We start from the raw sequence: 24767 nt of genomic DNA, 5'->3' as shown, positions 1-24767 counted from the left end.
TCGGTCTATGCCAAATTTATTCCGTCGGGTTGGTGCCGTCTCCTTGCATCAACGACCGCAACTCCTCAATAAACGCCTGCCCCTTCTGGATTTCCTCCTCGGTATAGCGCTGCTTGCTCTTAAAAGTAAAAATTTTGCCCTTCATTTCTTCGTAGGGCAAATGACTGAAGTACAAGATGGTGGATACCAGTTCAAGAAAGCGGGAGTTTTCCTCGTTCATTCGCAAAATGGCCCGCTCCCCCAGTCCGAAGTCGACCTCGTGAAAACGGAGGAAATCGCGTCCCGTTTCGTTCAGAGAATAGCGATACATGTGGATGGCGCCCTTGCTCTCCACTTGCTCATCCAAAAGCCCCATGTTGCACAGCTCGTCCACCCTGAGCGTCAGTTCCTCTGAATACGGGCCGTACATGTGAAACTCGAAGCGCTCATCGAAATCCATCTCCAGATGTTTTCCTATGTACACCATTTTCTGCAATTTTTTTCGCCCGCTCACTTCGCCGACAATTTCGATCAGACGAATGATCTTGGCGTGACGATTAAGCATCCTCCATCACTCCCAGACGTTCTCGAATCTTCCGGGAAAGATCCCCCGGCAAAGCCATGACTTTATCCAATGGAAAGTACAATTTGTAGTCAAATCGGCGCTTTCCGCTAATGGCCTGTACAATCTCAGACTTCTGCGACAGTTCTACCAGCTCGCCGGAAGGCATCTGGAGCATAATCGGAATCCGCTCCTCTTCTTCTCCGGCACGGTAAAAATCATACGGAAGATCGGAAGTCGTGTCTACCTCTAAATAATACATCGGGTCGATCCCTGCCTGTTGGAACTGCTTTTTCAGCTCTGCCAACAAGCGGAAATCTCTTGGGTTATATTCGACGTATTTGAAGAGATTCCTGTCCAGAAAACGGGCGCACAAATCTTTCAAAATCAGGTCTTCTTCCTTGCGCCAAAGCTGCATGTAAAAGAGAATCACCGATTCATCCAGCGCCAAATAGTCGGCCAGCTCCACTTTTTCCCGCAAAAACGGCAGTAGCATCACCGGCTCCTGGGCAAATTCGTACCCGTTTGCAGCCAGCCATTTTGCCCGCTGAAAAATTTTGCAAAGCACGACTTCCGCGCTGCGGGTCACCGGGTGAAAATAAACCTGCCAGTACATTTGATAGCGCGACATGATGTAGTCCTCGACCGCATGCATGCCGCTGAACTTGAAGACGATGCCGTCCTCTTGCGGCCGCATGACGCGCAAAATGCGCTCAATCTCGAAATTGCCGTAATTGACCCCGGTATAGTAGGCATCCCGCAGCAGGTAATCCATCCGATCTGCATCCAGCTGACTGGAGATCAGGCTGACGATCAGCTTGTTGTCGTATGTTTTGTTGATGACTTCCGCCAGCTTCTTGGGAAATTCTTCATCAAAGCGGCGCAAAATCCGGTTGATCTGCGTATCTCCCAGCAAGATCGCGCGGGTCCAATCCTCGTGATGGTATTTGAACACCTTTTCAAACGAATGGGAAAACGGCCCATGCCCGACATCGTGGAGCAGGGCTGCGCACAAACACAGCAGCTTTTCCTCATACGTCAATTGAATCCGGCCTTCAAACGTCTCCAAAATTCTCCGCATCAGCTCGTAGACGCCAAGCGAATGGTTAAACCGACTATGCTCTCCACCGTGAAACGTAAAAAAGCTGGTGCCCAGTTGCTTGACCCGGCGCAGGCGTTGAAATTCTGGCGAGTTGATTAAGTCCCAAATGAATTTGTCCCGCACGTGGACGTAGCGGTGAACAGGGTCTTTGAATACCTTTTCTTCATGAAGAAGCTGGGGCTGTTGCATCCTGGACACTCCCTTCCTGTGTTGCGTTCTCTCTTTCTTTTCCATAAGATACCGTATTGTTCATTCTATCATATCATACGTCTGTTTGTGTTTCTCGCCGCAAGCAACTCTTACAGCGAAAGAGCGGCAACCCCTTCGCCCATGGGACGAAAGAGGCTGCCGCCGGTGAAAGTCCTTACATTCCTTTTGCCTCGGGTCCATAAAAATCCGGACGTGTTGCCGCTTGTTTTGCTTGCTTTTTCAGCTTTCGCTGGATCAGTACCGTGTAGAAAGACGGCACGACGATCAACGTCAACAGCGTCGAGAACAGCAAGCCGGAAATAATGGTGACAGCGAGCGGCTGGAACAGGACGTCGCCTGAGATCGCGAGCGGCATCAAGCCCGCTACCGCTGTAAACGAAGTCAGCAAAATCGGCCGCAACCGCGCCTCTCCTGCCGAAATGACAGCCTGTTTCAACTCCGCCCCGGCATGTCGCGCCTCTTCGATGAACTCAATGAACACAATTCCGTTGCGCACGACGATCCCTGCCAGCGAGATAACGCCCATCATCGTCATGAAGCCAAGCGGTGTCTGGGTCACAAACAGTCCGATCAGACTGCCCGCTACCGCCAAGTAGACCGTGCTCATCACCAGTACCGGAATCGTCAGCGAGTAAAATTGCATCGCAATCAAAATCAGGATCAGGAATACGACGAGAACAGAGAGTTTGCCCATGTCGATAAAGATATCCGTCTGCTCCGACGTTTCCCCGCCGACCTCAATCCGATATCCTTCTGGCAAAGGCATACTGTCCAGCACAGGCTGGATTTCCGCCATCACTTCTGTTGCTGTGCGGTTTTTGACATCAGCAGAAACCGTTACGCTCCGCGACAAATCGCGATGCGGAATCGCCTGCGTGCTGAAGGTCGGCCTGACCTCTGCCAGCTGCGACAGCGGAATCAGCTCGCCCCGGGCATTGGCAATGCTCAAACGTTGGAACAACCGAGCAGGGTCCTCCTCTTCCTTTTGCAGGAACAGCTTTATGTCGATCAACTCGTCTCCCGTATCGAACTCGCTGACGCTGACGCCTTCGCTGACCAGCCTGAGCGTCGTCGACAGGTCCGTGTAGTTGACCAGCTTTTGCTCCATCAGCTCTTTGTTGACGACAAATTCAAGCGTGTAGCGCTCTACGCCGAAATTATCCTGCACGTCGTAGGTGCCTGCAATCCCCGCCACTTTGTCTTTGATTTGCGCCGCAAGCGAGCGGAGCGTCTCGATGTCCTCCCCGTACACGCGGATGACTACCGGCTTGCCGACAGGCGGCCCTGCTTCCAGCTGCTTGGGCAAAACAGTCGCTTCCGGATACATTTTCTTGAACGCTTCCGTCCACGGCTCCAGCATATTTTCGATCTTCGTTTCCTTTTCATGAAAGCGCACGACGAGCTGCCCGACGGTGATGCCGCTTCCCGCCTCTGTGTCGCCGCCAAACATTTTCGGCGCGCTGCCCCCCGCATAGGAAGCCACAGACTCGATTCCAGGCTGCTTCCTGATCCAGTCGGATACGCCGCGCACGACCCGGTCTGTCTCTTCCAGACTGCTCCCGACCGGCACGCGAATATCTACGAGGAATTGCGGGCGATCATCATTCGGGAACAGCTGCACCGGGGTAAGCGGAATCAAGCCGTAAGCGGCTGTCCCGATCAAAACACCAACCATCCCGGCCAAAAGCGGTCGCTTGAGGATATTTGGCATCAGCTTGCCCGCATACCAGTTCGTGAGCTGCGCCAGCTGTTTGCCCAAAAGCCCGGCCGGCTTGCGGTACCCTTCCGCACCTGCCTGGCGCCGCTGTTCATACCATTGGCGGAAGATCGGAATGATCGTCAAAGACATAATCATGGAGGCCAGCATCGTCAAGGAAATAATCGCCGGAACAGGCCGAATGAATTGACCTGCGTTCCCGTTCAAAAACATCAGCGGAGCAAACGAGGCGATCGTCGCCAATGTCGCGGTCACAATCGAAACGGATACTTCCCTGGCGCCGTTGACTGCTGCTGCCAGCGGCTTTTCGCCCAGTACGGACAAGCGCCGCTCAATGTTGTCGTTCACCACCACGGCGTCATCGACCAAAATCCCCAGAACGATAATCAGCGAAACAATCGAGATCATGTTCATGGTGATGCCAAGCCATGGCAGGAACAATAGTCCTACCGCGAGCGATATGGGAATCGCCAGCGCCACGACAAACGAAGTAATCAGGTTCAAGCCCAGCGTGCAGACGAGCAAAACCGCGATGACGGCGATAATCATTTCCCGGGTAAGATCGCTGAACAGCTCATCCACGCGCTCGTTTTGGCTGTAGATCGAGTGTCTTTCGGCCCAGACTGGCAACGATTTGTCCAGCGTCAGCATCATTTCGTCCACGCGCTTTTGCAGCGATGGCACGTCGCTTCCTGTCTCCGCGTTGATGCTGACCGAAATCGAAGGCTTGCCGTTGTAATAGGAGGTCGATTTGACTGTCTCCGTCGCCAGCTTCGCCTGCCCGATGTCCTTCAAATAGATCGGAAAGCCTTCTTGTGTGCGGGAAATCAATACGCGATTCAATTCTTCCACATTCCCGCTTTCCGCAAGCTTTAGCTGATAGGTGCGTTTGTCGGTGGTCAAATCGCCCAGCGGGATTTTTTCGTTTTCCCGTTTGACAGCCATCATTACCTGGCTCCAAGTCAAGCCGTATTGGCTCAACTTCTGCATATCCACCTCGATATGGACTTCCTGCTCCGGCAAGCCTTCCACCCGGACATCCGCTACGCCTGGAATCGTGCGCAGCTGCTCTTTCCACGACTTCAGCATGTCGCGCATGCTGTACAACTGCTCCCGCGAATCGGCTGTCACCGCAAACGTCTGGACAAACGTGCGGTTCAGGTCGTCGTTGATGATCGGCTGCTTCGCATCTGCCGGAAGCTCGGCCTCCGCGTCTTTTACCTTTTTGCGCAGTTCATCCCATTTTTGCTTCGGGTCCACGTCGCTTTTCGCCTCGACGATGATCGAGGAGACGCCCAGCGAAGAGGTCGAGGAAATATAGTTCAGTCCTTGAAGCTCGTTGATTTTTTCCTCCAGCTTCTTCGTGACGGTCTGCTCGACCTTCTCGGGCGAAGCTCCCGGGTAGATGGTCGTCACCGTCGCCAGGTTGACGATGATGTCCGGCGACTCCTGCTTGGGCAACTGGAAAAAGCTGAGGAAGCCAACCAGCACGACCATCACAAAAAACAGCAGTGTGATCTTGCGCTTCTTGACGATGTACGTAATCACGGCTGGTTCCCTCCTGCCGCCTCAATCGGGTCGCCGTCAAACAAACGGTCGACGCCCTTGACGATCAGTTGGTCCCCCTCTTTCAGCCCGCTCTTGATTTCCAGCTTGTCGTGCAACAGTTGCCCGATCTCCACCTTTGTTTTCACGGCCTTCCCGCCTGCATCGACAAACACATGGGCATCGTCTTTGCCCCTGCTGATCACCGCCTCCACCGGAACAAAGATGCCAACCTGCCCCTTGATTGTCTTGGTCGCTTTGACGACTTGCCCGGCAAACCAGTCATGTGCGGCATTGGCCACTTGCACTTCCACCCCGATCGTACCCGTACTCCGGTTCGTCGCGGGATGTATTTTGGTGACCTTGCCATCCCGTTTCTGTCCATACAAATCGAGGGAGACGGTTTCGCCTTCCTTCCAGGCGGAAATCTCGCGGTCAGGAACCGGCAGCACGACCTTTAGCGTATCAATATTGCCTACGCGATAGATCGGGGTCCCGGAACCGACCAGATTGCCCGTGGACGTGAGCTTGGCAATGATGGTGCCGTGGATGGGAGAGCGGAGCTGTGTTTTTGCCAGCGTGCTTGCCGCCGACTGTTTGGCGATCACAGCCTGGTTATAGGTGGCCCGGCTCAGCTCCCTGTCTTCCGCACGTGCCCCTTGCGTCACCAGCGAGTACGCCTGCTGCGCATTTTCCCAATCTTTTTGGGCAAGCGTTAATCCGTTCTGCGCCGTCTCGAACTCGCTTTGCGAAATCGCCTTTTGCTGATAGAGCTGTTCGATCCGTTTGAAATCATGCTGCATTTTTTGCAAAGCGACCGTGGCTTTTTCGACCTGCAACCGCGCCTGCGTGATCTCCTGCTCCCTCGCTCCGTTGTTGACCTTGCTCAGGTTGGCAGCACTCTGTTGTACCGCTGCGTCCGAGGAAGCGACCTGCAACGCATAGTCCTGCGCGTTGAGCCGCGCCAGTACATCCCCCGCCTTGACCTTGTCGCCCTCGGCTTTCGCCATTTCCACGAGCTGACCGCCCACCTCGAAGGAGACGACAACCTCTTCCAACGGTTCCAGCGTTCCGGACAACTCTGACACGGCTACGGCCTGCTCCTTTTTGACCGCTGCCACCACGACTGGCTTGACTTCCTTTTCCGGAGTGGCAGCAGGCTGCTGCTCGCTGCACGCCGTCGTTGCCAACCAGCCCAACATCATTACAGATACCAGCCATTTTCTCCTCATGACTTCCCCCGCTCCTATGTACCCTCACACGATTTTGTATGGTTACGCCCGTTTGATTCCTTCCAGCAATATCTCTGCCGCATGCTCATACAGCTGTTCCTCGTCATTGATGATCGGGGCATCGAGGCTGACGCGGTACTTGGCCATGAACGCATAAAAGAAGGTCGAGATGAACATCAAGGCTGCTGTGCAAGGATCAGATTTGGGCAGATGTCCCTGCTGCTGAAATTCTTCGAGCTTTGCGCTCAAAACATCCACGGCCGTCATCGGCAGACGACTGAACAGCTTGACGACCTCCGGGTGATTGTCTGCCTCGACTATGCAAATCATCAACATTTCTTTTCGCTCCACCAGCAGGCGGTAATACGCTCTTGCATAGCCGATCAGCATTTCCTTGATGGTAGCGAACTCGCCTTGCAGCTCTTGCTCCAGTTGCTCTCGCACCTCGAAAACATTTTGGAGAAGCTCCTCCAGAATGGCCACCTTCTTCTTAAAGTGGCGAAAAATCGTCACCTCATTGACACCAGCCAGCTCGGATATTTTGCGGGTGGTTGCTCCCTTGTAGCCTTTTTGCGCCATCAGTTGACGGGCGGCCGCCAAGATTCTCTCCCGCGTCTCCTGCTCCTCTCCCCTCCCTACGGAAGCCTGATCGATATGTGGGTAATCCATCATGCACCTCCAAGCCATCGCTATCTTTTCACAATTTTCCCTGCCATTATATCCCGGGAATGCATGCATGTAAACACTTGCATGCAGAGGCATAACAAACGAATGTCCTGTGTTTGCCGCTAACGGCGGCACTCTCCTCCCGCTTTGCCAACAAAAAAAGGACTTCCGGCAAAGTCCTTTCCTTTTCCTTCCTCTACTGTTAGGCAAATTCCGCCTGTAACAGCCGCCTCATGTCTGCTGGCACCGGCGCTTCCACCACCAGCTCTTTTTCGAGCAGCGGATGCACAAACCGCAGACAAACGGCATGCAAAGCCTGTCTGCGCAACAGCCCTCTCGCTCCGCCGTACAGCGTGTCGCCTGCCAGCGGGTGGCCGATATGGGCGAAGTGTACGCGTATTTGGTGGGTGCGCCCCGTCTCCAGCCAGACGCGGACAAGAGACATCCCTTCCGAAGTCTGTTTCACCTCGTAGTGCGTAACAGCATGATCTCCGCCGTCTGTCACCCGCCTTTTCGTCGGATGGCGCGGGTCTTTGCCGATGGGCGCTTCAATCGTGCCTGTGCCATCTGTCAGCCGTCCGCTGACCACCGCCAAATATTCGCGGTGCAAGCCGCCCTCGCGCAGCACGCGGTCAGCCAGTTGATGGCCGTAGCTGCTCTTTGCCACGAGGATCGCCCCGGAGGTGTCTTTGTCGAGTCGATGCACGGGATGGATGCTGACGCTCTCTCCCCTTTTGGCGAACAGATCAGCCAACGCGTGCACCAATGTTTCATGATGCTCCTGCTTGACGGGATGCACCATCAAGCCTGCCGGTTTGTTTGCGACCAGCAAATGGTCGTCCTCATACAAAATGTCCACCGGAACAACCTTGCTGTCCGTTGACAACGGGTGGGCGGCAAGCTGCGGCGGCGATGGAAGCTGCTCCTGCCGATCGGCTACCCGTACAGCGATCACATCTCCCGCCTTCACCTGCCGCTGCAAAAAAGGCGGCTTGCGGTTGAGCAAAATCCCCTTGCTTCGCGTCAGCCGCTGCATCATGCGCCCGGATACGCTCAGCTTTTGCCGGACAATTTGTTCCACGTTCATTCCGGCGTCTTCTTCCTTGACGGTGTATTCCATCCACTCTTTGCGGCTCACGTCTATCCCTCTGTTCCATGCGTTTTCCCTATTGTAGCAAAAGGACGCCGGACATACCCGTAGCATGATGACTTGTTTTTACTCGTGGTTATCCTTTCAGATTTTCCGGGTTCAGCCCTTGCAGCTCAGGCAGGACAAACAGACCGTCCTTGCGAATCAGGACGTCGTCAAACCAGATTTCGCCGCCGCCGTACTCGGGGCGTTGAATATTCACCATGTCCCAGTGAATCTGGCTGCGGTTGCCGTTGTCCGCGTTGTCATACGCGCGGCCTGGCGTGAAGTGGAAGCTGCCCGCAATCTTCTCGTCGAACAGGATGTCGTTCATCGGATGCAAAATGTACGGGTGCACGCCGATCGCAAACTCGCCGATGTACCGCGCGCCTTCGTCCGTGTCGAAAATTTGGTTGAGCTTCTCGGTGTTGTTCGCGGTCGCTTCTACGATTTTGCCGTTTTCAAACGTCAGGCTGACATTTTCGAACCGGGTGCCCATATAGCTGGTCGCTGTGTTGAACGTAATTTTGCCGTTCACCGAATCGCGCACAGGCGCGGTGAAGATTTCGCCGTCCGGGATATTGCGCATTCCGGAGCAGATGACGCTCGGGATGTCCTTGATCGAGAAGCGCAGGTCGGTTCCCGGCCCGATCAGACGCACTTTGTCTGTGCGATCCATCCATTCTTTCAGCGGGAGGAATGCCTCGTGCATCTTTTGGTAGTCCAGGGAGCAGACATCGAAGTAAAAGTCTTCGAACGCCTCTGTAGACATGTTGGCACTCTGGGCCATCGCCGTTGTCGGGTAGTTGAGCAGCGTCCAGCGCACATTCGATACGAGGTAATCGTTCAGCTCTTGCATCACGCTCTGGTGGGCGCGGCGACGGTCTACCGGCACGTCTGACATTTCGCTGTCATTGGACGGGCCGTTAATCACGATATACGTATCGAGATCCTTGAACATCGGTTCTTCCCACTTGGCCAGATGGGTCGCCCGCTCTGCGCTTGTTCCCATCATCAGCTCCCGCTGGATTTGCATGTCCAGAACCCGCACAAACGGATAGGCTCCCTTGGCGTACGCTTGCTTGACCAGCTCTTTTGCCAGCGCGTGACCTTCCCCGCGCACCTCAATCAACAGCGTTTCCTTTTCCTGCAACCGCACGGAATGACTGAGCAGATTTTCTGCCAGCTTGACCATTCGAGTGTCCAACATGCCATCTCCCCCGTTTTCATCATGAACATAATAAAAAATATTTTACCGAATAGACGGCACTTTTTCAATCAGGCTCCGACTCTGTCCGCCTCGTCCTGATTATCATACCACCTGCGAGCGCCCAACGATGCGGAAGCTGACAGCAATTGGTACCATTCCAAAAAAACGAAAATTTCTCTTGCCTACCATCATTTCCGTAGCGTATTCTAATCAACAAGAGTTTACCTGTTCAAATATTTGGAAAGATGGGAGTGCTGCGTTCATGGTGTTTTCTGTAGTGATCACTGCTTAGGTAGGGCCTGTTGCTGAGAGGCCCCGCCTCTTGCCAACCCTATCTATCGTTTGATACTGCAGGATGCCTGAACCGCTTCCGTCTTTTTCCCGATAGGACTGGTGGGTGCCGATACGCGGTGTGAGCAGTTGGCTTGTTGTAGCCTTTTTTCGTAGGCACAAAACCTTCTTTGCTCCCCGATTTTTCGGATTTTCCTGCCACCCTTGTATCGTCCGATCAAGCGCAAGCGGAAAAGAGCATTGTCTCTCCAGCCGTTTGCGCTTTTTGTTGCGGACAAACCCGCGAAGAGCCGTGCATCGAGATGTTTGGCAAAAAAAAGAGCAGCCGCCTTGTCCCCTTTCGGGAAAAAGCGCGGTCACGGCACCTGCTGATGATTGGAACGTAAAAGGAAAGGGAGGTATTTGTGTCATGCAATGGCGTTCGTGGGATTTGAACTTAAAGGTGCGTCTTTTTGGCGAACTGATTACCCATACGTTTTTCTGGATGTACTTTCCGTTTATGGCGCTTTATTTCAGCGATACGTTCGGCAAGGACGTAGCCGGTCTGCTCCTGATGGTACCGCCGCTGCTCGGCATGCTGTTCAATCTGTTCGGGGGCTATTTGGCTGACCGGGTAGGGCGGCGATTTACGATGCTGCTCTCGCTCTGTACGTCGACGGCGATGTTTGCCCTGTTTGCTTTCTCCCCATCGCCGTGGATTGACTATATCGCGTTTATCGGGATCGGGATTGGCGGTGCGCTTTACTGGCCCGCCAGCTCTGCCATGGTCGCCGACCTGACGACGGAGGAAGATCGCCGGATCGTCTTCGCCACGTTTTACACCGCGATGAACATCGGGGTCGTGGCTGGCCCTGTTCTCGGCTCGTTCTTTTTCGTCCACTACCGCTCGGAGCTGCTGCTCGTCTGTACGATCATCGAGCTTTTGTTTGCGCTCGCCCTCTTTTTCCTGATAAAAGAGACGCTGCCCGATCACATTCGCCAGGAAAAGGCCAAGGAACGCTTTTCCCTGACCCAGCAATTCAAAAGCTACGCGATTATTTTCCGCGACAAGGTTTTCGCCCTCTACATCGTCGCGGGCATCCTGATCGCTTTCGCCTTCATGCAGCTCGATATGTACATGGCTTTGTACGTCAAAGAGCACGTCTTTGACCAGACGCTGCTGTCCTGGGGCGACTGGAAGCTGGCTGTGGGTGGGACAAGCGCATTCGGCTGGCTGATGGGACTAAACGGCCTGCTCGTCGTCCTGTTCACCCTGCCTGTCACGCGCTGGTTTGAAAGCTGGAACGACCGCAACAGCCTCGTGATTTCGTCTGTCCTGTACGGATTCGGCATGTTTTTCATGGCCTTTACCACAAATATTTGGCTGCTGTTCGCCTGTATGGGCGTACTGACCTTGGGCGAGTTGATCCGCACGCCGGTCGCGCAAAGCTTCATCAGCAAATACGCGCCAGAAGACGCGCGCGGTCAGTATATGGGGGCTTCTTCGCTGCAGTTTTCCATCGGACGCTTCCTGGCTCCTATGACGATCGGGCTGTCCCAATGGCTCTCTCCGCTGGGAGTGTTCAGCGTGATTCTCGGATTTACCTTGCTCAGCGCCTATCTGTATATCGTCTTGTTCCGCATGATCCCGGCCAAACAGGCAGGCTGACGGTCGGCTCTTCTCAGGGTCGGACAGCCAGCCTGGATGTCAGAAAAGCTACGCCCCGAAACCTTGCGCCACATGCCGCGAACAGCGGCGGGCAACAAGGCTGCCCATCGACATCCCGCTGCAAAAAAAAGAGTCTGTCTCCCGTCCATGAGGAGAAACAGACTCTTTTTCGCTAAGGCCAACCGCCATGCGCTAGGGCAAGTCGGTCGCCTCAAAATACTCTTCCCGGTCAAAACGCCCGCGCATCCATTTGTACGTATCGTCGTAAATGGCGCGCATGACCGGGTCCTTGCTGTTCGCCGCCTCGATCAGCGTCTTGGAGCCGTAGTAGTACGCGTGGATGTTGTTTTTGTCCATCCCCAGCTTATGGGCTGCGACGAGCTGATTGTAATAGGTCTGGTAGAACTTCGGATCGCGATACATCCGCTCGTCCCCTTCGATCTCCACGCCCATGCCGTACTTGCTGACGACGTCCAGTACGCCTTCGATCCGGTCGAGCTGCACAGGCTTGTCGCTGTAGAAATTCGGCTGGAGGAACGCGTAATCAAAAGACAGCGACTTCCACTCCGCCACACCGGGCGCCCCGTAGTAAGGAATCCAGTAAAAGCGCAGCGCTTCGTTATGCACCATGCTGGCCATGTCGCGAATGAGCGTGCGCTCTTTCGGGGCGCTGTCCTCGATCAGCTCGTGGAACCAGTAGATTCCCTCCAGCTTCAAATAGCTGTAGCCTTCCTTGTTCCAGCGCTTGAGCAACTCCTGGAAGTACCACTCCAGTGCGGCCTTGCGGTTCAAATAAGCCTGCTCCTCCCCGATTCCCGCAGGACTGAACGACAGGGACGGCTTGTTGTCCGCAATCTGGCCAAAGTTCGTTTGCGCTGCGTTCGGATACGGCAGGGCCAGCACAACATTTTCCTGGGTCGGCGTCGTGTACAGCGTGCCGCGCAGGCGATTGTACTCCCGCATCGCCTGGTTCAGCGCATCGAGCTGCTTGCCGGTACCGAACAAGTCGTTCATGTAGCTGCGCCAGCCGTCTTTGGTGACCGGCATGTTCTGATACGGCAAAAACAGAATCGTGTCGAACATCTGGTCGCGCATATAGCCGTCCGGAGTGCGATAGCCGACCATCGGCAAGAAATCTTCCTTCGTCCATGTACCGCGCTCTCCATACGCTCCCGAATAGGCGAGCAGCATATTTTCCACGCGGCGTACCACTTTTTGGTCCTCCGTCACTTTCGCCGGGCTTGGCGGCGGCAAGAGGACAGCTCCGCCTTGCCAGTCGCTCTCGTTTTTCGCCCAGACCTCCAATTGGCGGGCAAAAGCAAATACCTTCACCGGGAACGATACCCGGACGTAACGCGTTTGTACATCAGGCAGCGTGACGGCGAGCGTGCGCACGACCAGCTGATTCTCCGTAGCAGGAACGTCGTGAACCGCCCGTCCCGCATACGACCACGCTTTTCCGTCACGGGATACTTCGACTTCCATGTATTCCGGCAGCGTGATCCCTGACGTCTTTTGCTGCTTGAACGTCAACGTGATTCGCTCCAACGGCTTTGCTTCGTTGAGGGCAACCGTCACCTTGCGGCCGAACTGACGGTTGTACCCGGTCCACTCCTCGGAAGGTGTGACCAAGCCGCCTACAGGTCCGGGGTACTGCTTTTCCACCTGCTGGAAGTACGAGTCCGGCGGCCCAAAGGTAGCGACCGACGTGAAGCTGCCCGGAGCGATGTTGACCAGTTCGTCCTGCTCGGCAGGCTCTGCCGCTTCTTCCTCTTCTGCGGGCTGCTGCTCACCATCTGCTGCCGTTTCCGGGACGGTCGCCGCTTGCTCGCCCTCTGCCACTGCCTTGCTCTCGTCAGCTTGCGGGCTGTCGCTCGGGGCGGTTGTGCCAGGCGCTTCCGTCTCGGCGACAGGCGGCTTTCCGGCATCTTTGATCTCTACGGGAACCGTCACGGTTTGATAGCCAACGGTGACGGTAAGATTGCCTTTTCCCGGAGTCGGGCCGGCGACGAAGGTTCCGTCCGCCAATACCGTGCCCAGTTCGGGGCGATCAAAGGCGAAGATCGGGGTAAACGGCAGTTTGTCCCCTTTCGCGTATGTTACTTCCAGCCGCTCGCTCGTACCCGCAAGCACGCTCAGACGGGGCTTGTTCACTGTGAACTCCGCCTGCTCTGCTTGCTGATAGCGGGCATCGAGCACGCGCTCCGCGATGACTGCCGCCTCGGCGCGGGTCACGGTTCCGTTCGGATTGAATTGGCCCGCTGCGCCCTGCATCCAGCGCTGGTTGGTCACTTCTTCGACCGCCGCTTTGGCGTAGGCGTCGATTTCCGCTTCGTCGCTGTAGGTGACCGTACTTTGCGCCGGCGCTTTTGGGACGCCGCTCACTTTCATCAATCGCGACAGGATGACGGCCAGCTCCTGCCGGGTAAGCGGATCGGAGCCGCCGAATGTCTGATCGCCTCTGCCGGTCAGCACCCCGAGATCGGCGAGTCCGTAAACAAACGGAGCGTACGGGTTTTCCTTCGGCACGTCGGCAAAACCAGCCTGCTCCATCTGTCTTGGCTGAAGGCCCACTACCTTTGTCAGCAGTACCGCGACATCCTGACGCGACATGGCCTTTTGCGGCTGGAAGCGGTCATTGCCCTGACCGCTGATGAGATGCAGCCCTGCCAGCCGATTGATGGCACCAGACGCATAGCTGTTGCCAATATCGGTAAATGTCACGGTCTCTTGCGCGGCTTTCCCGGTCTCTGCCTTCTGCTGTGGCTCATTGGCCGCATGCGTTGGCGGAGCCGCCTGGACCAGCAAGACGGCGAGCGCCAGACAGGCAGTGAGCATTTTGCTCCCCCATGTTCTCTTTCTCATCACAAACTTCTCCTCCATTTTATACCCCTTTGCTACATGTTTTCGGTCGGGGACACCAAGGGCTGACGAGGCGGCTTGGGACCGAAAAACTGATAGTAATCCACCTTGATGTTGCCGTTGTAGAGCTTGCGTTTCTTGCTCGCCTTCCGCCCGAAATGCTCCTCGAACTGCTCGTCCGACGTGATGATATAAAACGACCACGTATCCATGGCAGCAAACGTTTTGCCCATTTCGCCGTACAGCCTGCTGACCTGCTTCCACTCGCCCAGACGCTCTCCGTACGGCGGATTGCAAATCAGATAGCCGTACTTGCGCTTGGTCCGCACATCGCGCACATCCATGCGCTGGAAGTGAATCAGCTCATCCACACCCGCCTCGGCAGCATTGCGGCGCGCAACCTTCAGGATTTCATCGTCCACATCAGTTCCAATTATTTCCAGTTTCTGGTCATAGCGGGCCAAATCGTGCGTCTCGGCGCGCGCTTCCCGCCAAGCGGTCTTCGGAATGACGGGCCAGGCTTCTGACACAAATTCCCGGTTCATTCCCGGCGCGATGTTCTGCCCGATCAGCGCTGCCTCGATCGGAATCGTGCCGGAGCCGCAGAACGGGTCCATGAACACGCGATCCGGCTTCCAGCGGGACAGCAAAATCATCGCAGCCGCCATCGTTTCCTTCAATGGCGCGGTACCAATCAGCCCGCGATAGCCCCGCTTGTGCAGTCCCGGTCCCGAAGTGTCAATCGTCAGCGTCGCCACGTCCTTGAGCAGCGCCACTTCGATTTTGTACAGCGGTCCTTTTTCCTCAAACCAGTCACGCTTGTACGTCTTTTTCAGGCTTTCCACCACCGCTTTTTTCACGATTGCCTGGCAGTCCGGCACGCTGAACAAGGTGGATTTGACCGATTTTCCTTCTACAGGAAACGTGGCGTCCTCGGGAATCCAATCGGCCCAGGGCAGGGCCTTTGTCTGTTCAAACAGCTCGTCAAACGTCGTCGCTTTGAACTCCCCTATCTTGAGACGCACGCGGTCGGCCGTTCGTAACCACAAATTTGTGCGAGGAATCGCAGAAATATCGGCGGAAAACGTCACCTTTCCGTTTTCCACCTGAACCGGGCCGTAGCCGAGCGCTTTTACTTCCTCCGCTACCACCGATTCCAATCCAAAAGTCGCCGTAGCGATCAATTCCACTTTTTGCATATGTAATCTCCTGTCCGTCCAAATTGCTTCGGGGCATACCCTTATACTATATTACCCGATTTACGAATAGGGTTGGTAATCTTGTGCAAAAACAAGACGAAAAGACCCGCCGCCAAAAAAGAACGGGTCTGGCATGCTGACTGCCCATACTGGGAATCCTATGAAAATACATTCACTTCCAGGAAGGGGAGAATCGCCAATGCCGGAATTGCCAGAGATGGAAACGTATCGCGGGCTGCTTCATCAGCAAATCTGCGGCGCTGCCATTACCGCTGCCACTGTCCAGCGGGAAAAGACGATTAACGTACCCCCGGCGCAGTTTGTTCAGACTGTACAGGGCAATCGCCTGACGCTCATCGAACGGCGGGCCAAGCATCTGTTGTTTCATTTGCAAAGCGGGCACGTCCTGCTGCTGCACCTCATGCTGGGCGGCTTCCTTTACCTAGGCACAGCGGAAGACAAGCTGGCGCGAACAGCCCAGGTGACGCTGTCCTTTGGCGAGCGCATCCTTTATTTTCACGGGCTGCGCCTTGGCTATTTGCACCTGTTGACCCCCGACCAGATCGACGAGAGGATGGCCTCGCTCGGCCCCGAGCCGCTGGAGCCGGGCTTTACGCTCAATCGGTTTCTTGAGCTGCTCGCGGAAAAACGCGGCGTGCTGAAAACAACCTTGGTCGACCAGCACTGGATCGCAGGCATCGGCAACTGCTACTCCGACGAAATCTGCTTTCACGCGAGAATTTTGCCGACGCGGCGCATTCCCGGGCTCACGGCCGAGGAACGGACCCGACTGTACCACTCCATGCAAACGGTGCTTGCGGAAGCCATCCGTTTTGGCGGCTACATGGACCAACCGCTGTATCGCGGTGACGGCTTGACGGGTGGATTCGACGAGCGCTGCCAGGTGTACGACCGGGGCGGAGAGCCTTGCCTGCGCTGCGGACAGCCGATTGAAAAAGGCGAGCTTTCGTCTCGCAAGGTGTTTGCCTGCACCAACTGCCAGCAGTAAAGGGGCAAATGCCCCCGGTCACGGCCCTGTTTGTTCGGCCGCATCCATCTGCTTGACCATGTACACCTGCTCGATTCCCGACGGTCCGAAGCCCGCCGCTTCCAGCGCTTCGAGCAGCAGCCTCTCGGAGGCGCGCAAATTAAACGTGGATCGTTTGCAGTCCAGCCCATGCGGCCCGTACACATGGGCGAGCGCGACGTTCACAATGCTGCGGGCATCCCTTCGCTCCGGCTGTGCCACGCATTGGCGCAACACGATGGCGCTGACCCGCCCCGCTGCATTCAGCACGTGTTTGTACAACGCATACCCGACTGCCTGTCCTTCGCTGTCCTCCACCACCAGCGCCTGCGCATCGGACAAGCTCTGCCAGTGGTTTTGCCAGGCAACCTCTCCCGCGTAAAACGGCAGCGTGGCCGCTTCCTGAACCAGTACACATCTGACCCGGTAGTCCGAAGGGATCGGCGCCGAAAAAGCGTGCTCCGGCAGCGGACCGCTTCGTTGCCAGAACAAAAGGCGGTCTTTCACTTCATAGCCTTTTTGCTCGTACAAGGCAATCGCTTTGCGGTTTTGGCTCATCGCTTCCAGCGTGGCGATCTCCACGCCTGCTTCCCGGTACAGCGCAAGCGTATGGTCAAGCAGTTGACGGCCCACCCCTTGTCTGCGATAGGCGGTGGCGACGCCTGTTCCCCCGTTCCACGCGACTTTTTGACCGCCGATCGTCCTCAGTCCGCTTGCGACCAGGCCGATCGGTTCGGTGCCGTCAAACGCGACCACCGACAACGACAGGACATAGCCCTCGTTCCCCAGACGCTGCACCAGCCGCTCTTCCGTCATGACGATCGGAATCAAATACCCTTCAAACCCTCTATTCCACGCTTTCGTCACTTCGGCAAACGTACAATCGCTCATCCGCTTGATGGTAATCACCCCATCACCTTCCATTCTTTTCGATAAAATAATTTTAATTGAAAAAGGCGAAAAATTCAATCTTTTACGTCCGTCAGCGCACTTTCTTTGGCACGCCTGCTTTTCGCGTGGTAAAATGGAAAAAATCACGTACCCGGGAGGTTCCTATGCGCAAACAGCTGACCGTAGGCTCTCTTATCGCCGGACGCTCTCCCGTACAGACGCCAGTCCCTGCTCCTGTGCATGTCCATGTACCGGAAACGAACAGGCGAGCTGGCAGCTTTCCCAAGCTTCCGAACCACACGCAGACTCCTTTCCAGCGCAAACAGGTGGAGGTCAAGCAGCACGACCATACGATTTCGATTGAACAGGCCCCCTGTCAGACGCTGCTGCAAGCCGCACTGGCTCAAGGCCAGCCGCTCGCCTACAAATGCCAGCAGGGCTATTGCGGGAAATGCCGCGTTCTCGTCGTATCAGGCACCTCTCTGCTCGCTGCCCCGACCGGGCCGGAACGAGAAAAGCTGGGCAAAAAGCTTGCTTCCGGCTATCGCCTCGCTTGTCAAAGCACATTTCGCTCTACGATATCGGATTAAAAAGGTGACAGCAGCATGAAACCAACACGCATCCTACTATTTGCCGGGGGGAAGCTGGGAGACTGGGCCATCCGCCACATTCGCGAAGACGACTGGCTCGTCGGCGTTGACCGGGGCGCCCTGTTCCTCGTTCGCCACGGCTTCACACCGCACCTGTCCATCGGCGATTTCGATTCCGTCACGGCCGAGGAAATGGCGGAGATCGAACGCCACAGCCTGCACGTCTCCTCCTGCGATCCCGTGAACAAGGATTTGACAGACACCGAAATGGCCCTCCACTGGTGCATCCGGCAAAAGCCTGGAGACATTGTGCTGCTCGGGGTGCTTGGCTCGCGATTCGATCATACGCTCGCCAATGTCCACTTGCTTCGCAAAGCCTTGCTGGAGAAGACCTCCTGCTGCATTATCGACGAACGAAACGAGATTCGCCTGGTAGACAGCCACTGCCGCATCGAGCAGGACCATTTTGCCCATGTCTCCCTGCTGCCTTTGACCTCAGAAGTCACCGGCATTACGTTGCGCGGATTCATGTATCCGCTGGAAAACGCCACGCTGCACATCGGCGACACGCTCGGCATTAGCAACGTGCTCACGGAAAAGACAGGAACCATTGACGTAGGCACAGGCCAACTGCTCGTCATCAAAAGCAAGGATTAAACGGTACGCGAAAAAAGGCTCTGCGCCGTTACCGTCTAACGGCGAGAGCCTTTTCGGGCGACTATTCTTCTTGTACGTGCAGCGGCAGCTGCCAATCGATCTCTTCCATTCCTTGCGAGCGCAAAAACGCATTCGCCCGGGAGAACGGACGACTGCCAAAAAAGCCGCGATTGGCCGAGAATGGGCTCGGATGAGGCGAAGCGATGATGCAATGCCGCTTTTTATCAATAAACGCAGCCTTCTCCTGCGCATGCCTCCCCCACAGAATGAACACCATCGGCTTTTCCCGCTCGTTCAACAGATGAATGATCTGATCGGTAAACATCTCCCAGCCAATGCCTTTGTGCGAATTCGGACTGCCCGCCCGCACGGTAAGCACGGCGTTCAGCATCATGACTCCTTGCTTGGCCCAGTGGCTCAAGTAGCCATGCTCGGGAATGGTGCAATTCAGATCGCTTTGCAGTTCCTTGTAGATGTTGACAAGCGACGGCGGCGGTTTGATTCCCGGCCTGACCGAGAAGCTCAGGCCATGCGCCTGTCCCGGCCCGTGATACGGGTCCTGTCCCAAAATCACTACTTTGGTCTGCTCGTAGCCTGTCAGATGAAGCGCTGTAAAAATGTGATACATGTCCGGGTAAATGATTCGTGTCTGATACTCTTCTTTCAAAATCTGACGGAGCTTCAAATAGTACGGTTTCTCGAATTCTCCCGCCAATAGGGGGGCCCAGTCATTTCGCAATATTGCCATGTTCCTCACCTTGTCCGCTATTCTTTCTCTACCTTACCACAAAGTCCCCCCTGTCTGAATCACCGTTTCTTCCTGCCCCAGTCGGGATGGCCCCTCGCAGTCCTACTTTTCCTTCCATCCGTAGTCTATGTTTCCTATTACCCTCGTTTGATAGCATTTTTCCCATCATCTTTGCCATAATGTGTGCGGGGAAGATTTAGACAAAGGGAGAGGTTTTTCGACATGAAATGGGACTTGAAATCATTTTTTGGGGGAATCATCGTCGGTTCTGCCCTCTTCTCGGGAATCGCGATTGCGGCTCCGAACTATCCGGATGTGGCAGAAGGCACAAAAACGCCGTTTACCTACTACTTTGAAGGTGTACCAAAATCGCCAAACAGCGATGTACAGGGCATTCTGTACAAAAACTCCGTCTACGTGCCAATCCGCTTCGTAGCCGAAAACTTGAACAAACCCGTCATTTACGATGCCAAAACCAAGTCGATTTTCATCGGCAAGCTGCCGGTTGCCAAAATGTACTCGAAAATGGAGGCGGTCGAGCTGGTCAAAAAGAAATACGCCGCCAGCCTCACTCCCGCGCACATGGTCGAATATGACCACGATGATGAAAAAGGGCACTATGTGATTCATGTCTACCAAACCGTCGTGAACAACTTCCAGTCCGGAGACAGCTACACCAGCACCTACGGCTGGTTCGTGGTAAATCCGAACACAGGTGAAGTGAAGTCATTGCTGTAATCGGGCACTCATTCTTTTCTATACCGAAAAAAGGACAGCGGCAAATCGGGAGCCACTGTCCTTTTTCATTTCCACACACGCATGAGAAACGCTCCGGTTTTTTCTCATGGAAAAAGCGCTGTCGCACACGGGTTCCCATGCTGCCACAGCGCTTTTGTTTTTGACGCAACCTTTGCTTCTCCTACGCTTTCGGAAGTTCAAACGAGCTTTTCAGCGAAACGATCCGGTTAAAGACCAGCTTGTCCGCAGTGGTATGCTTCGGATCGACATTGAAATAGCCGTGACGGAAAAATTGGTATTTGTCCTGCGCCTTCGTATCCTTCATGTTCGGCTCCACGAAACCGTTCAATACTTCCAGCGATTTCGGATTGATCTTGTCCAGGAAGTTTCCTTCCCCGTCCTCGTCATCCAGAATCAATGGCTCGTACAGACGGAACTCCGCAGGGATAGCCTGGGTCGCCTCAACCCAGTGGATGGTCCCTTTCACCTTGCGACCTGTAAACCCGCTTCCGCTCTTGGTCTCCGGGTCATAGGTGCAGTGCAGTTCGATAATATTGCCATCCGCGTCCTTCACCACGTCGTTGCATTTGATGAAGTAGGCGTGCTTCAGGCGGACTTCATTTCCCGGAAACAGGCGGAAATACTTGCTCGGCGGATTTTCCATGAAGTCGTCCTGCTCAATGTAGATTTCGCGGGAGAACGGGATTTGGCGGTTGCCCATCTCCGGATTTTCCGGGTTGATCTCCGCTTCGAGCATCTCTACCTGGCCTTCCGGATAGTTCGTAATGACCACCTTCAGCGGATTCAGAACAGCCATCGTGCGCGGTGCTTTCAGTTTCAAGTCCTCGCGGATGAAATGCTCCAGCATTTTTGCGTCTACGGTACTGTTGCTGCGCGCTACCCCGACTTCGCGGGCAAACGTGCGAATCGCTTCCGGTGTATAGCCGCGACGGCGGAATCCTGCAATGGTTGGCATGCGCGGATCGTCCCAGCCATCAACGACGTTCTCGTCTACCAGCTGCTTCAGCTTGCGTTTGCTCATCACCGTGTTGGTCAGGTTCAGGCGGGCAAACTCGTACTGGCGGGGAACGTGTTCCATCTCGCACTCTCGGATCACCCAGTCGTACAGGGGACGATGGTCTTCGAATTCGAGCGAGCAGAGCGAGTGCGTCACGCCTTCAATCGCATCCTCCAACGGATGCGCGTAGTCGTACATCGGATAGATGCACCATTTGTCTCCCGTGTTGTGGTGTGTCGCATGGGAAATGCGGTACAAAACCGGATCGCGCATGTTGATGTTCGGAGACGCCATGTCGATTTTGGCACGCAGCACTTTTTCCCCGTCCTTGAACTCCCCGTTGCGCATACGTGCGAACAGGTCGAGGTTTTCCTCCACGGAACGGTTGCGGTACGGACTGTCTACCCCCGGCTCGGTCAACGTTCCGCGCAGTTTGCGTATCTCTTCGGCAGACAAGTCGTCCACGTAGGCTTTGCCTTTTTGAATCAACAGCACCGCACGCTGGTACATCTCTTCAAAGTAATCCGATGCAAAAAACAGCCCGTCCCACTCAAAGCCCAGCCATTTGACGTCTGTTTTGATCGCTTCCACGTACTCCTTGTCTTCTTTCACCGGATTGGTATCGTCAAAACGGAGATGGGCTTTGCCATTGAATTCGCTTGCCAGCTCAAAGTTCAGGCAGATGGCTTTTGCATGTCCAATATGAAGATACCCGTTCGGCTCCGGCGGAAAGCGGGTAATGACTTCCTTGACCTTGCCTGATTGCAGGTCGTCAATCACGATATTGCGGATAAAATTGGATGACGCTACCTTGTTTTCCAATGAAATCAACCTTTCACTTCACCTTTACATTCCATAATACTGATTCTCCTCCGAGAGTTCAACAAAATCGGGCCGTTGTCCGGCCCGCTGCGTCTACCACTCCTGCTCTTTTGACCATTGCGATTGCGGCTGGCAATACAGCGAAATGATCGAGTCGAGGGACCGCTGCTGCTCGGTAATGCCGCGAATGGTTTGCAAATGCTTCGGTCGTACGAGATGAAGCAGCGGCTGTTCAACTTGATTGAAACGCTCGAAGGCGGCGGCGGCAATCTCATCCCATTGACGATAATAGCGAAGCAGATCGTCGGGCATGACCCTTGAGCGACTCGTACCGGGCTCCGGCAAACAATCGAACGGTTCATCCAGGTTCAGCGTCCCGTAATCATCGGTCAGCTCCTCGCCGGGTAAAATGTCCCGTGCTGCCAGCTCCAAATCGTACATCGTCGCTACGCAGGTCGCATGGAAGCTATGATTGACATACCGCGCCTTATCCCAGCAGAGGATGTATTTGCCGAATTGATTCTTGAACGAATATTTTTGCACATCCTGTTTTCTCAATGGGTCCAGTTTTTCCACAAAGGCCGGGTCTAATACCTGATCGAGGTCATCCTGGACCCAGACGATCGTGCCTTTGGGAATGAGCTTTGTCGCAAACACACCGTACCCGATCTCATCGTTGATATAGCGAAGCTCTGTGTCGGGATGCATCATGGTCGTTGTTTCACTCCTTGGCAAATGTGCCTTTTTACCATCATAAGCAGTTCGGCCAACAGAGGTGTGTGAATGTCGGTGAAAAACGCATGTTTACCTGATCGCTCATTTTTTCTGGATAAAAATATTTTTTCTATTTACCCCCATCGACAAATAGTCTATAGTATGGACAAACAGACCTTAGGAAATTTTTCCTGTAACAATGGCATTATATTTTCATTGATATCGAAACGGCAAACCCGGGGAAATCCGGCGACGCAAAGCTACAGGGGCTACCTCCGCACGAGCGGACACGCCAGCCAGCTACCGAAATATTGGTGTAGGACAAGACCAATGATCCTATATCATTGGTCTTTTTTTGTGCGCAAAATGTCTAATTTTGTCCATTTTTGTATGAATGAGGAAGTTTTGTCGCGAGTAAGGAGGTGAGGCTGCAAGAAGCTGGCGGATTGTTAACATCCTTTTACACACCCATTAGGAGGCCTCATGAGATGTCATTCTGGAAAAAACTTTCTACCTTCGCTCTGACTGCCGCCGTCGGCCTGACAGCATTCGCTCCGGCCCAGGCTGCCAACCGTCCCACATCAATGTCGCCAAACGCCATGGTCACAACCCCTCACTATCTGGCTACAGCTGCAGCCCTGAAAACACTGAAAGACGGCGGAAACGCAGTAGACGCCGCCATTACCGCGGCTTCTACTCTCGCCGTCGTCTATCCGCACTACACGACCATTGGCGGGGATAACTTCTGGCTCATTTACAACGCCAAAACAAAAGAGCTGAAAGCGTTGAACGGCAGCGGACGAGCAGGCGAAAAAGCAACCATCGAATACTACAAAAGCAAAGGCTACACCAAAATTCCTTCCCGCGGCTACGAGTCAGCCAACACCGTTCCCGGAGTGGTTTCCGGCTGGTGGGAAGCTTACAACTACGCCCACAAAAGCATGGGCAACAGCAACCTGCCTTGGCACAAGCTGCTGGAGCCAGCCATCGGATACGCGGAAAACGGCTATCCCGTCACGCCCAACCAGGTGTACTGGACCAAATACGCAACGGACCCTACAGACAACGAGCTGAAAAATCTCCAGCGCTTTGAGGGCTTCCGCCAAACATTTCTGAAGCCAAATGGCGAGCCGTATGCGCCAGGCGAAATTCTCAAGCAGCAGAACCTTGCCAAAACGTTGCGAATCATTGCCCAAAAAGGCGCCGACGGATTTTACAAAGGCGAAGTCGCGCAAAAAATCGTAGCAGACCTGCAAAAGAACGGCGGATTGCTCACGCTGAAAGACTTTGAGCAGCACACCTCCACCTGGGCCGATCCGATTACGGTGGACTATCGCGGCTACAAAGCGTACAATGTGCCGCCAAACTCCCAAGGCATGGCCTCGCTCTCGATTTTGAACGTGCTGAACAACTTCGACCTCAAGAGCATGGGCGAAGGCACGCCGGATTACTACCACACGATCGTCGAAGCCACCAAACAAGCTTTTGCCGACCGCGACAAATGGCTGACTGACCCGGCATTTGCCGATATTCCTGTGGACGAGCTGTTGTCCAAGCAGCACGGAAAGGAACTGGCGGCGCGCATTGATATGAAACAGGCGGCAAAAGCAGTCGAGCCGCTCGATCCCAAAGGCGACACAACGTGGTTTGGCGTCGTAGACAAGGATGGAAATGCCGTGTCGATCATCCAGAGCCACTATTTTGACTGGGGCTCCGGCATCGTCGTGAAAGACACCGGCGTTCTTTTGCAAAACCGCGGAAGCTACTTCTCCCTGGATCCGAATCATATCAATCACCTGGAGCCGGGCAAGCGCACCTTCCACACGATCAACCCGGCCATGCTCTTTAAGGGAGACAAGCCGTACCTGCTCTACGGAACACAAGGAGGCGAAGGCCAGCCGCAGACACAGGCTGCGCTCGTCACCCGCATCGTCGACTTCGGCTTCAGCGTCCAGGATGCGATCGAAGCGCCAAGATGGCTGCATGGCCGCAACTGGGGCTCTGACTCCAACAACCTGAAAGTCGAAAGCCGCATTCCGCAGAACGTTCTCGACGAACTGGTGAAACGCGGCCATCCGGTCGAAAAGCTGGAAGCTGCCTACACCGATACGATGGGGCAATCCGGCGCGATTTTGATTGACCCGCAAACGAATGTGAAATTTGGCGGCGCTGACCCTCGCGGGGAAGGCGCGGCAATGGGATATTAATGG

The 24767-nt window shown here is 54.9% G+C and carries 19 protein-coding genes and 1 riboswitch; of the genes, 6 read left to right on the top strand and 13 right to left on the bottom strand.

Going from position 1 to position 24767, the window contains the following annotated elements; all coding sequences use genetic code 11:
- Positions 1-16: 16 nt before the first annotated feature.
- The 7 genes from ACTHO6_RS04360 to ACTHO6_RS04330 form a co-directional block, all read right to left on the bottom strand.
- Positions 17-544 (bottom strand): YwgA family protein, encoded by a 528-nt coding sequence (locus ACTHO6_RS04360; protein ID WP_440239748.1) that lies wholly within the window; start codon positions 542-544, stop codon positions 17-19.
- Positions 537-1832: an HD domain-containing protein gene (locus ACTHO6_RS04355; RefSeq protein WP_440239746.1), complete on the bottom strand. Its 1296-nt coding sequence runs from the start codon at positions 1830-1832 to the stop codon at positions 537-539. Before ACTHO6_RS04355 ends, ACTHO6_RS04360 begins: the two co-directional genes overlap by 8 nt.
- A gap of 175 nt (positions 1833-2007) precedes the next feature.
- On the bottom strand, positions 2008-5118 hold the full coding sequence (locus ACTHO6_RS04350) for an efflux RND transporter permease subunit (protein ID WP_440239744.1): 3111 nt from the start codon (positions 5116-5118) through the stop codon (positions 2008-2010).
- Entirely contained in the window at positions 5115-6347 is a 1233-nt protein-coding gene (locus ACTHO6_RS04345) for an efflux RND transporter periplasmic adaptor subunit (RefSeq protein WP_440239742.1), read from the bottom strand. The genes ACTHO6_RS04350 and ACTHO6_RS04345 overlap by 4 nt, the downstream gene beginning before the upstream one ends.
- A 42-nt stretch (positions 6348-6389) precedes the next feature.
- Positions 6390-7016: a TetR/AcrR family transcriptional regulator gene (locus tag ACTHO6_RS04340; RefSeq protein ID WP_440239740.1), complete on the bottom strand. Its 627-nt coding sequence runs from the start codon at positions 7014-7016 to the stop codon at positions 6390-6392.
- A gap of 199 nt (positions 7017-7215) precedes the next feature.
- A complete protein-coding gene (locus ACTHO6_RS04335; RefSeq protein WP_440239738.1) occupies positions 7216-8151 on the bottom strand; it encodes an RluA family pseudouridine synthase in 936 nt (311 codons plus the stop codon).
- Positions 8152-8239: 88 nt separating this feature from the next.
- Entirely contained in the window at positions 8240-9352 is a 1113-nt protein-coding gene (locus tag ACTHO6_RS04330; RefSeq protein ID WP_440239736.1) for an aminopeptidase, read from the bottom strand.
- A 700-nt stretch (positions 9353-10052) separates the two neighbouring features.
- On the opposite strand from ACTHO6_RS04330, the gene ACTHO6_RS04325 reads away from it, so the two are divergent.
- Complete coding sequence (locus tag ACTHO6_RS04325; protein WP_440239734.1) at positions 10053-11291, top strand: MDR family MFS transporter; 1239 nt, start codon at positions 10053-10055, stop codon at positions 11289-11291.
- 192 nt (positions 11292-11483) lie between these two features.
- Here the strand turns inward: ACTHO6_RS04325 and ACTHO6_RS04320 are convergent, their stop codons facing one another.
- The gene (locus ACTHO6_RS04320; RefSeq protein ID WP_440239732.1) at positions 11484-14156 is read right to left on the bottom strand and encodes a DUF4855 domain-containing protein; all 2673 of its coding nucleotides are present in this window, start codon (positions 14154-14156) and stop codon (positions 11484-11486) included.
- Between the two features lie 32 nt (positions 14157-14188).
- Complete coding sequence (locus tag ACTHO6_RS04315) at positions 14189-15352, bottom strand: THUMP domain-containing class I SAM-dependent RNA methyltransferase (RefSeq protein WP_440239730.1); 1164 nt, start codon at positions 15350-15352, stop codon at positions 14189-14191.
- A gap of 199 nt (positions 15353-15551) precedes the next feature.
- Here ACTHO6_RS04315 and ACTHO6_RS04310 point away from each other — a divergent pair, with 199 nt between their 5' ends.
- A complete protein-coding gene (locus ACTHO6_RS04310; protein ID WP_440239728.1) occupies positions 15552-16361 on the top strand; it encodes an Fpg/Nei family DNA glycosylase in 810 nt (269 codons plus the stop codon).
- An 18-nt stretch (positions 16362-16379) separates the two neighbouring features.
- Here ACTHO6_RS04310 and ACTHO6_RS04305 read toward each other — a convergent pair whose 3' ends face one another.
- Positions 16380-17288: a GNAT family N-acetyltransferase gene (locus ACTHO6_RS04305; RefSeq protein ID WP_440239726.1), complete on the bottom strand. Its 909-nt coding sequence runs from the start codon at positions 17286-17288 to the stop codon at positions 16380-16382.
- A 146-nt stretch (positions 17289-17434) separates the two neighbouring features.
- Here ACTHO6_RS04305 and ACTHO6_RS04300 point away from each other — a divergent pair, with 146 nt between their 5' ends.
- Both ACTHO6_RS04300 and ACTHO6_RS04295 read left to right on the top strand, forming a co-directional pair.
- Complete coding sequence (locus ACTHO6_RS04300) at positions 17435-17860, top strand: 2Fe-2S iron-sulfur cluster-binding protein (protein ID WP_440239724.1); 426 nt, start codon at positions 17435-17437, stop codon at positions 17858-17860.
- A 15-nt stretch (positions 17861-17875) separates the two neighbouring features.
- The gene (locus ACTHO6_RS04295) at positions 17876-18517 is read left to right on the top strand and encodes a thiamine diphosphokinase (protein ID WP_440239722.1); all 642 of its coding nucleotides are present in this window, start codon (positions 17876-17878) and stop codon (positions 18515-18517) included.
- 61 nt (positions 18518-18578) lie between these two features.
- On the opposite strand, the gene ACTHO6_RS04290 is transcribed toward ACTHO6_RS04295, so the two are convergent.
- Positions 18579-19265 (bottom strand): uracil-DNA glycosylase, encoded by a 687-nt coding sequence (locus ACTHO6_RS04290; RefSeq protein WP_440239720.1) that lies wholly within the window; start codon positions 19263-19265, stop codon positions 18579-18581.
- 222 nt (positions 19266-19487) lie between these two features.
- Here ACTHO6_RS04290 and ACTHO6_RS04285 point away from each other — a divergent pair, with 222 nt between their 5' ends.
- A complete protein-coding gene (locus ACTHO6_RS04285) occupies positions 19488-20003 on the top strand; it encodes a stalk domain-containing protein (protein WP_440239718.1) in 516 nt (171 codons plus the stop codon).
- 181 nt (positions 20004-20184) lie between these two features.
- On the opposite strand, the gene ACTHO6_RS04280 is transcribed toward ACTHO6_RS04285, so the two are convergent.
- Both ACTHO6_RS04280 and ACTHO6_RS04275 read right to left on the bottom strand, forming a co-directional pair.
- Positions 20185-21852, bottom strand: a complete 1668-nt coding sequence (locus ACTHO6_RS04280) for a glutamine--tRNA ligase/YqeY domain fusion protein (RefSeq protein WP_440239716.1) — start codon at positions 21850-21852, stop codon at positions 20185-20187.
- Between the two features lie 84 nt (positions 21853-21936).
- The gene (locus ACTHO6_RS04275) at positions 21937-22554 is read right to left on the bottom strand and encodes an SET domain-containing protein (RefSeq protein ID WP_440239714.1); all 618 of its coding nucleotides are present in this window, start codon (positions 22552-22554) and stop codon (positions 21937-21939) included.
- Positions 22555-22776: 222 nt separating this feature from the next.
- Positions 22777-22865, top strand: a riboswitch (cyclic di-GMP riboswitch).
- Positions 22866-23045: 180 nt separating this feature from the next.
- On the opposite strand from ACTHO6_RS04275, the gene ggt reads away from it, so the two are divergent.
- Positions 23046-24764 (top strand): gamma-glutamyltransferase, encoded by a 1719-nt coding sequence (ggt, locus tag ACTHO6_RS04270; protein WP_440239712.1) that lies wholly within the window; start codon positions 23046-23048, stop codon positions 24762-24764.
- Positions 24765-24767 lie beyond the last annotated feature (3 nt).

This window comes from Brevibacillus sp. SAFN-007a, from assembly GCF_051967035.1.
In the GTDB taxonomy this organism is placed as follows: Bacteria; Bacillota; Bacilli; order Brevibacillales; family Brevibacillaceae; genus Brevibacillus.
Note: the sequence above shows the minus strand (reverse complement) of the source record. Positions and strands in the feature narration are given on the sequence as shown.

What these genes read in the sequence shown, in the direction of transcription:
- ACTHO6_RS04360 (WP_440239748.1), bottom strand. Translation starts at nt 544, where the DNA reads ATGCTTAATCGTCACGCCAAGATCATTCGTCTGATCGAAATTGTCGGC.
- ACTHO6_RS04355 (WP_440239746.1), bottom strand. Translation starts at nt 1,832, where the DNA reads ATGCAACAGCCCCAGCTTCTTCATGAAGAAAAGGTATTCAAAGACCCT.
- ACTHO6_RS04345 (WP_440239742.1), bottom strand. Translation starts at nt 6,347, where the DNA reads ATGAGGAGAAAATGGCTGGTATCTGTAATGATGTTGGGCTGGTTGGCA.
- ACTHO6_RS04340 (WP_440239740.1), bottom strand. Translation starts at nt 7,016, where the DNA reads ATGGATTACCCACATATCGATCAGGCTTCCGTAGGGAGGGGAGAGGAG.
- ACTHO6_RS04330 (WP_440239736.1), bottom strand. Translation starts at nt 9,352, where the DNA reads ATGTTGGACACTCGAATGGTCAAGCTGGCAGAAAATCTGCTCAGTCAT.
- ACTHO6_RS04325 (WP_440239734.1), top strand. Translation starts at nt 10,053, where the DNA reads ATGCAATGGCGTTCGTGGGATTTGAACTTAAAGGTGCGTCTTTTTGGC.
- ACTHO6_RS04320 (WP_440239732.1), bottom strand. Translation starts at nt 14,156, where the DNA reads ATGAGAAAGAGAACATGGGGGAGCAAAATGCTCACTGCCTGTCTGGCG.
- ACTHO6_RS04315 (WP_440239730.1), bottom strand. Translation starts at nt 15,352, where the DNA reads ATGCAAAAAGTGGAATTGATCGCTACGGCGACTTTTGGATTGGAATCG.
- ACTHO6_RS04310 (WP_440239728.1), top strand. Translation starts at nt 15,552, where the DNA reads ATGCCGGAATTGCCAGAGATGGAAACGTATCGCGGGCTGCTTCATCAG.
- ACTHO6_RS04300 (WP_440239724.1), top strand. Translation starts at nt 17,435, where the DNA reads ATGCGCAAACAGCTGACCGTAGGCTCTCTTATCGCCGGACGCTCTCCC.
- ACTHO6_RS04295 (WP_440239722.1), top strand. Translation starts at nt 17,876, where the DNA reads ATGAAACCAACACGCATCCTACTATTTGCCGGGGGGAAGCTGGGAGAC.
- ACTHO6_RS04290 (WP_440239720.1), bottom strand. Translation starts at nt 19,265, where the DNA reads ATGGCAATATTGCGAAATGACTGGGCCCCCCTATTGGCGGGAGAATTC.
- ACTHO6_RS04285 (WP_440239718.1), top strand. Translation starts at nt 19,488, where the DNA reads ATGAAATGGGACTTGAAATCATTTTTTGGGGGAATCATCGTCGGTTCT.
- ACTHO6_RS04275 (WP_440239714.1), bottom strand. Translation starts at nt 22,554, where the DNA reads ATGATGCATCCCGACACAGAGCTTCGCTATATCAACGATGAGATCGGG.
- ggt (WP_440239712.1), top strand. Translation starts at nt 23,046, where the DNA reads ATGTCATTCTGGAAAAAACTTTCTACCTTCGCTCTGACTGCCGCCGTC.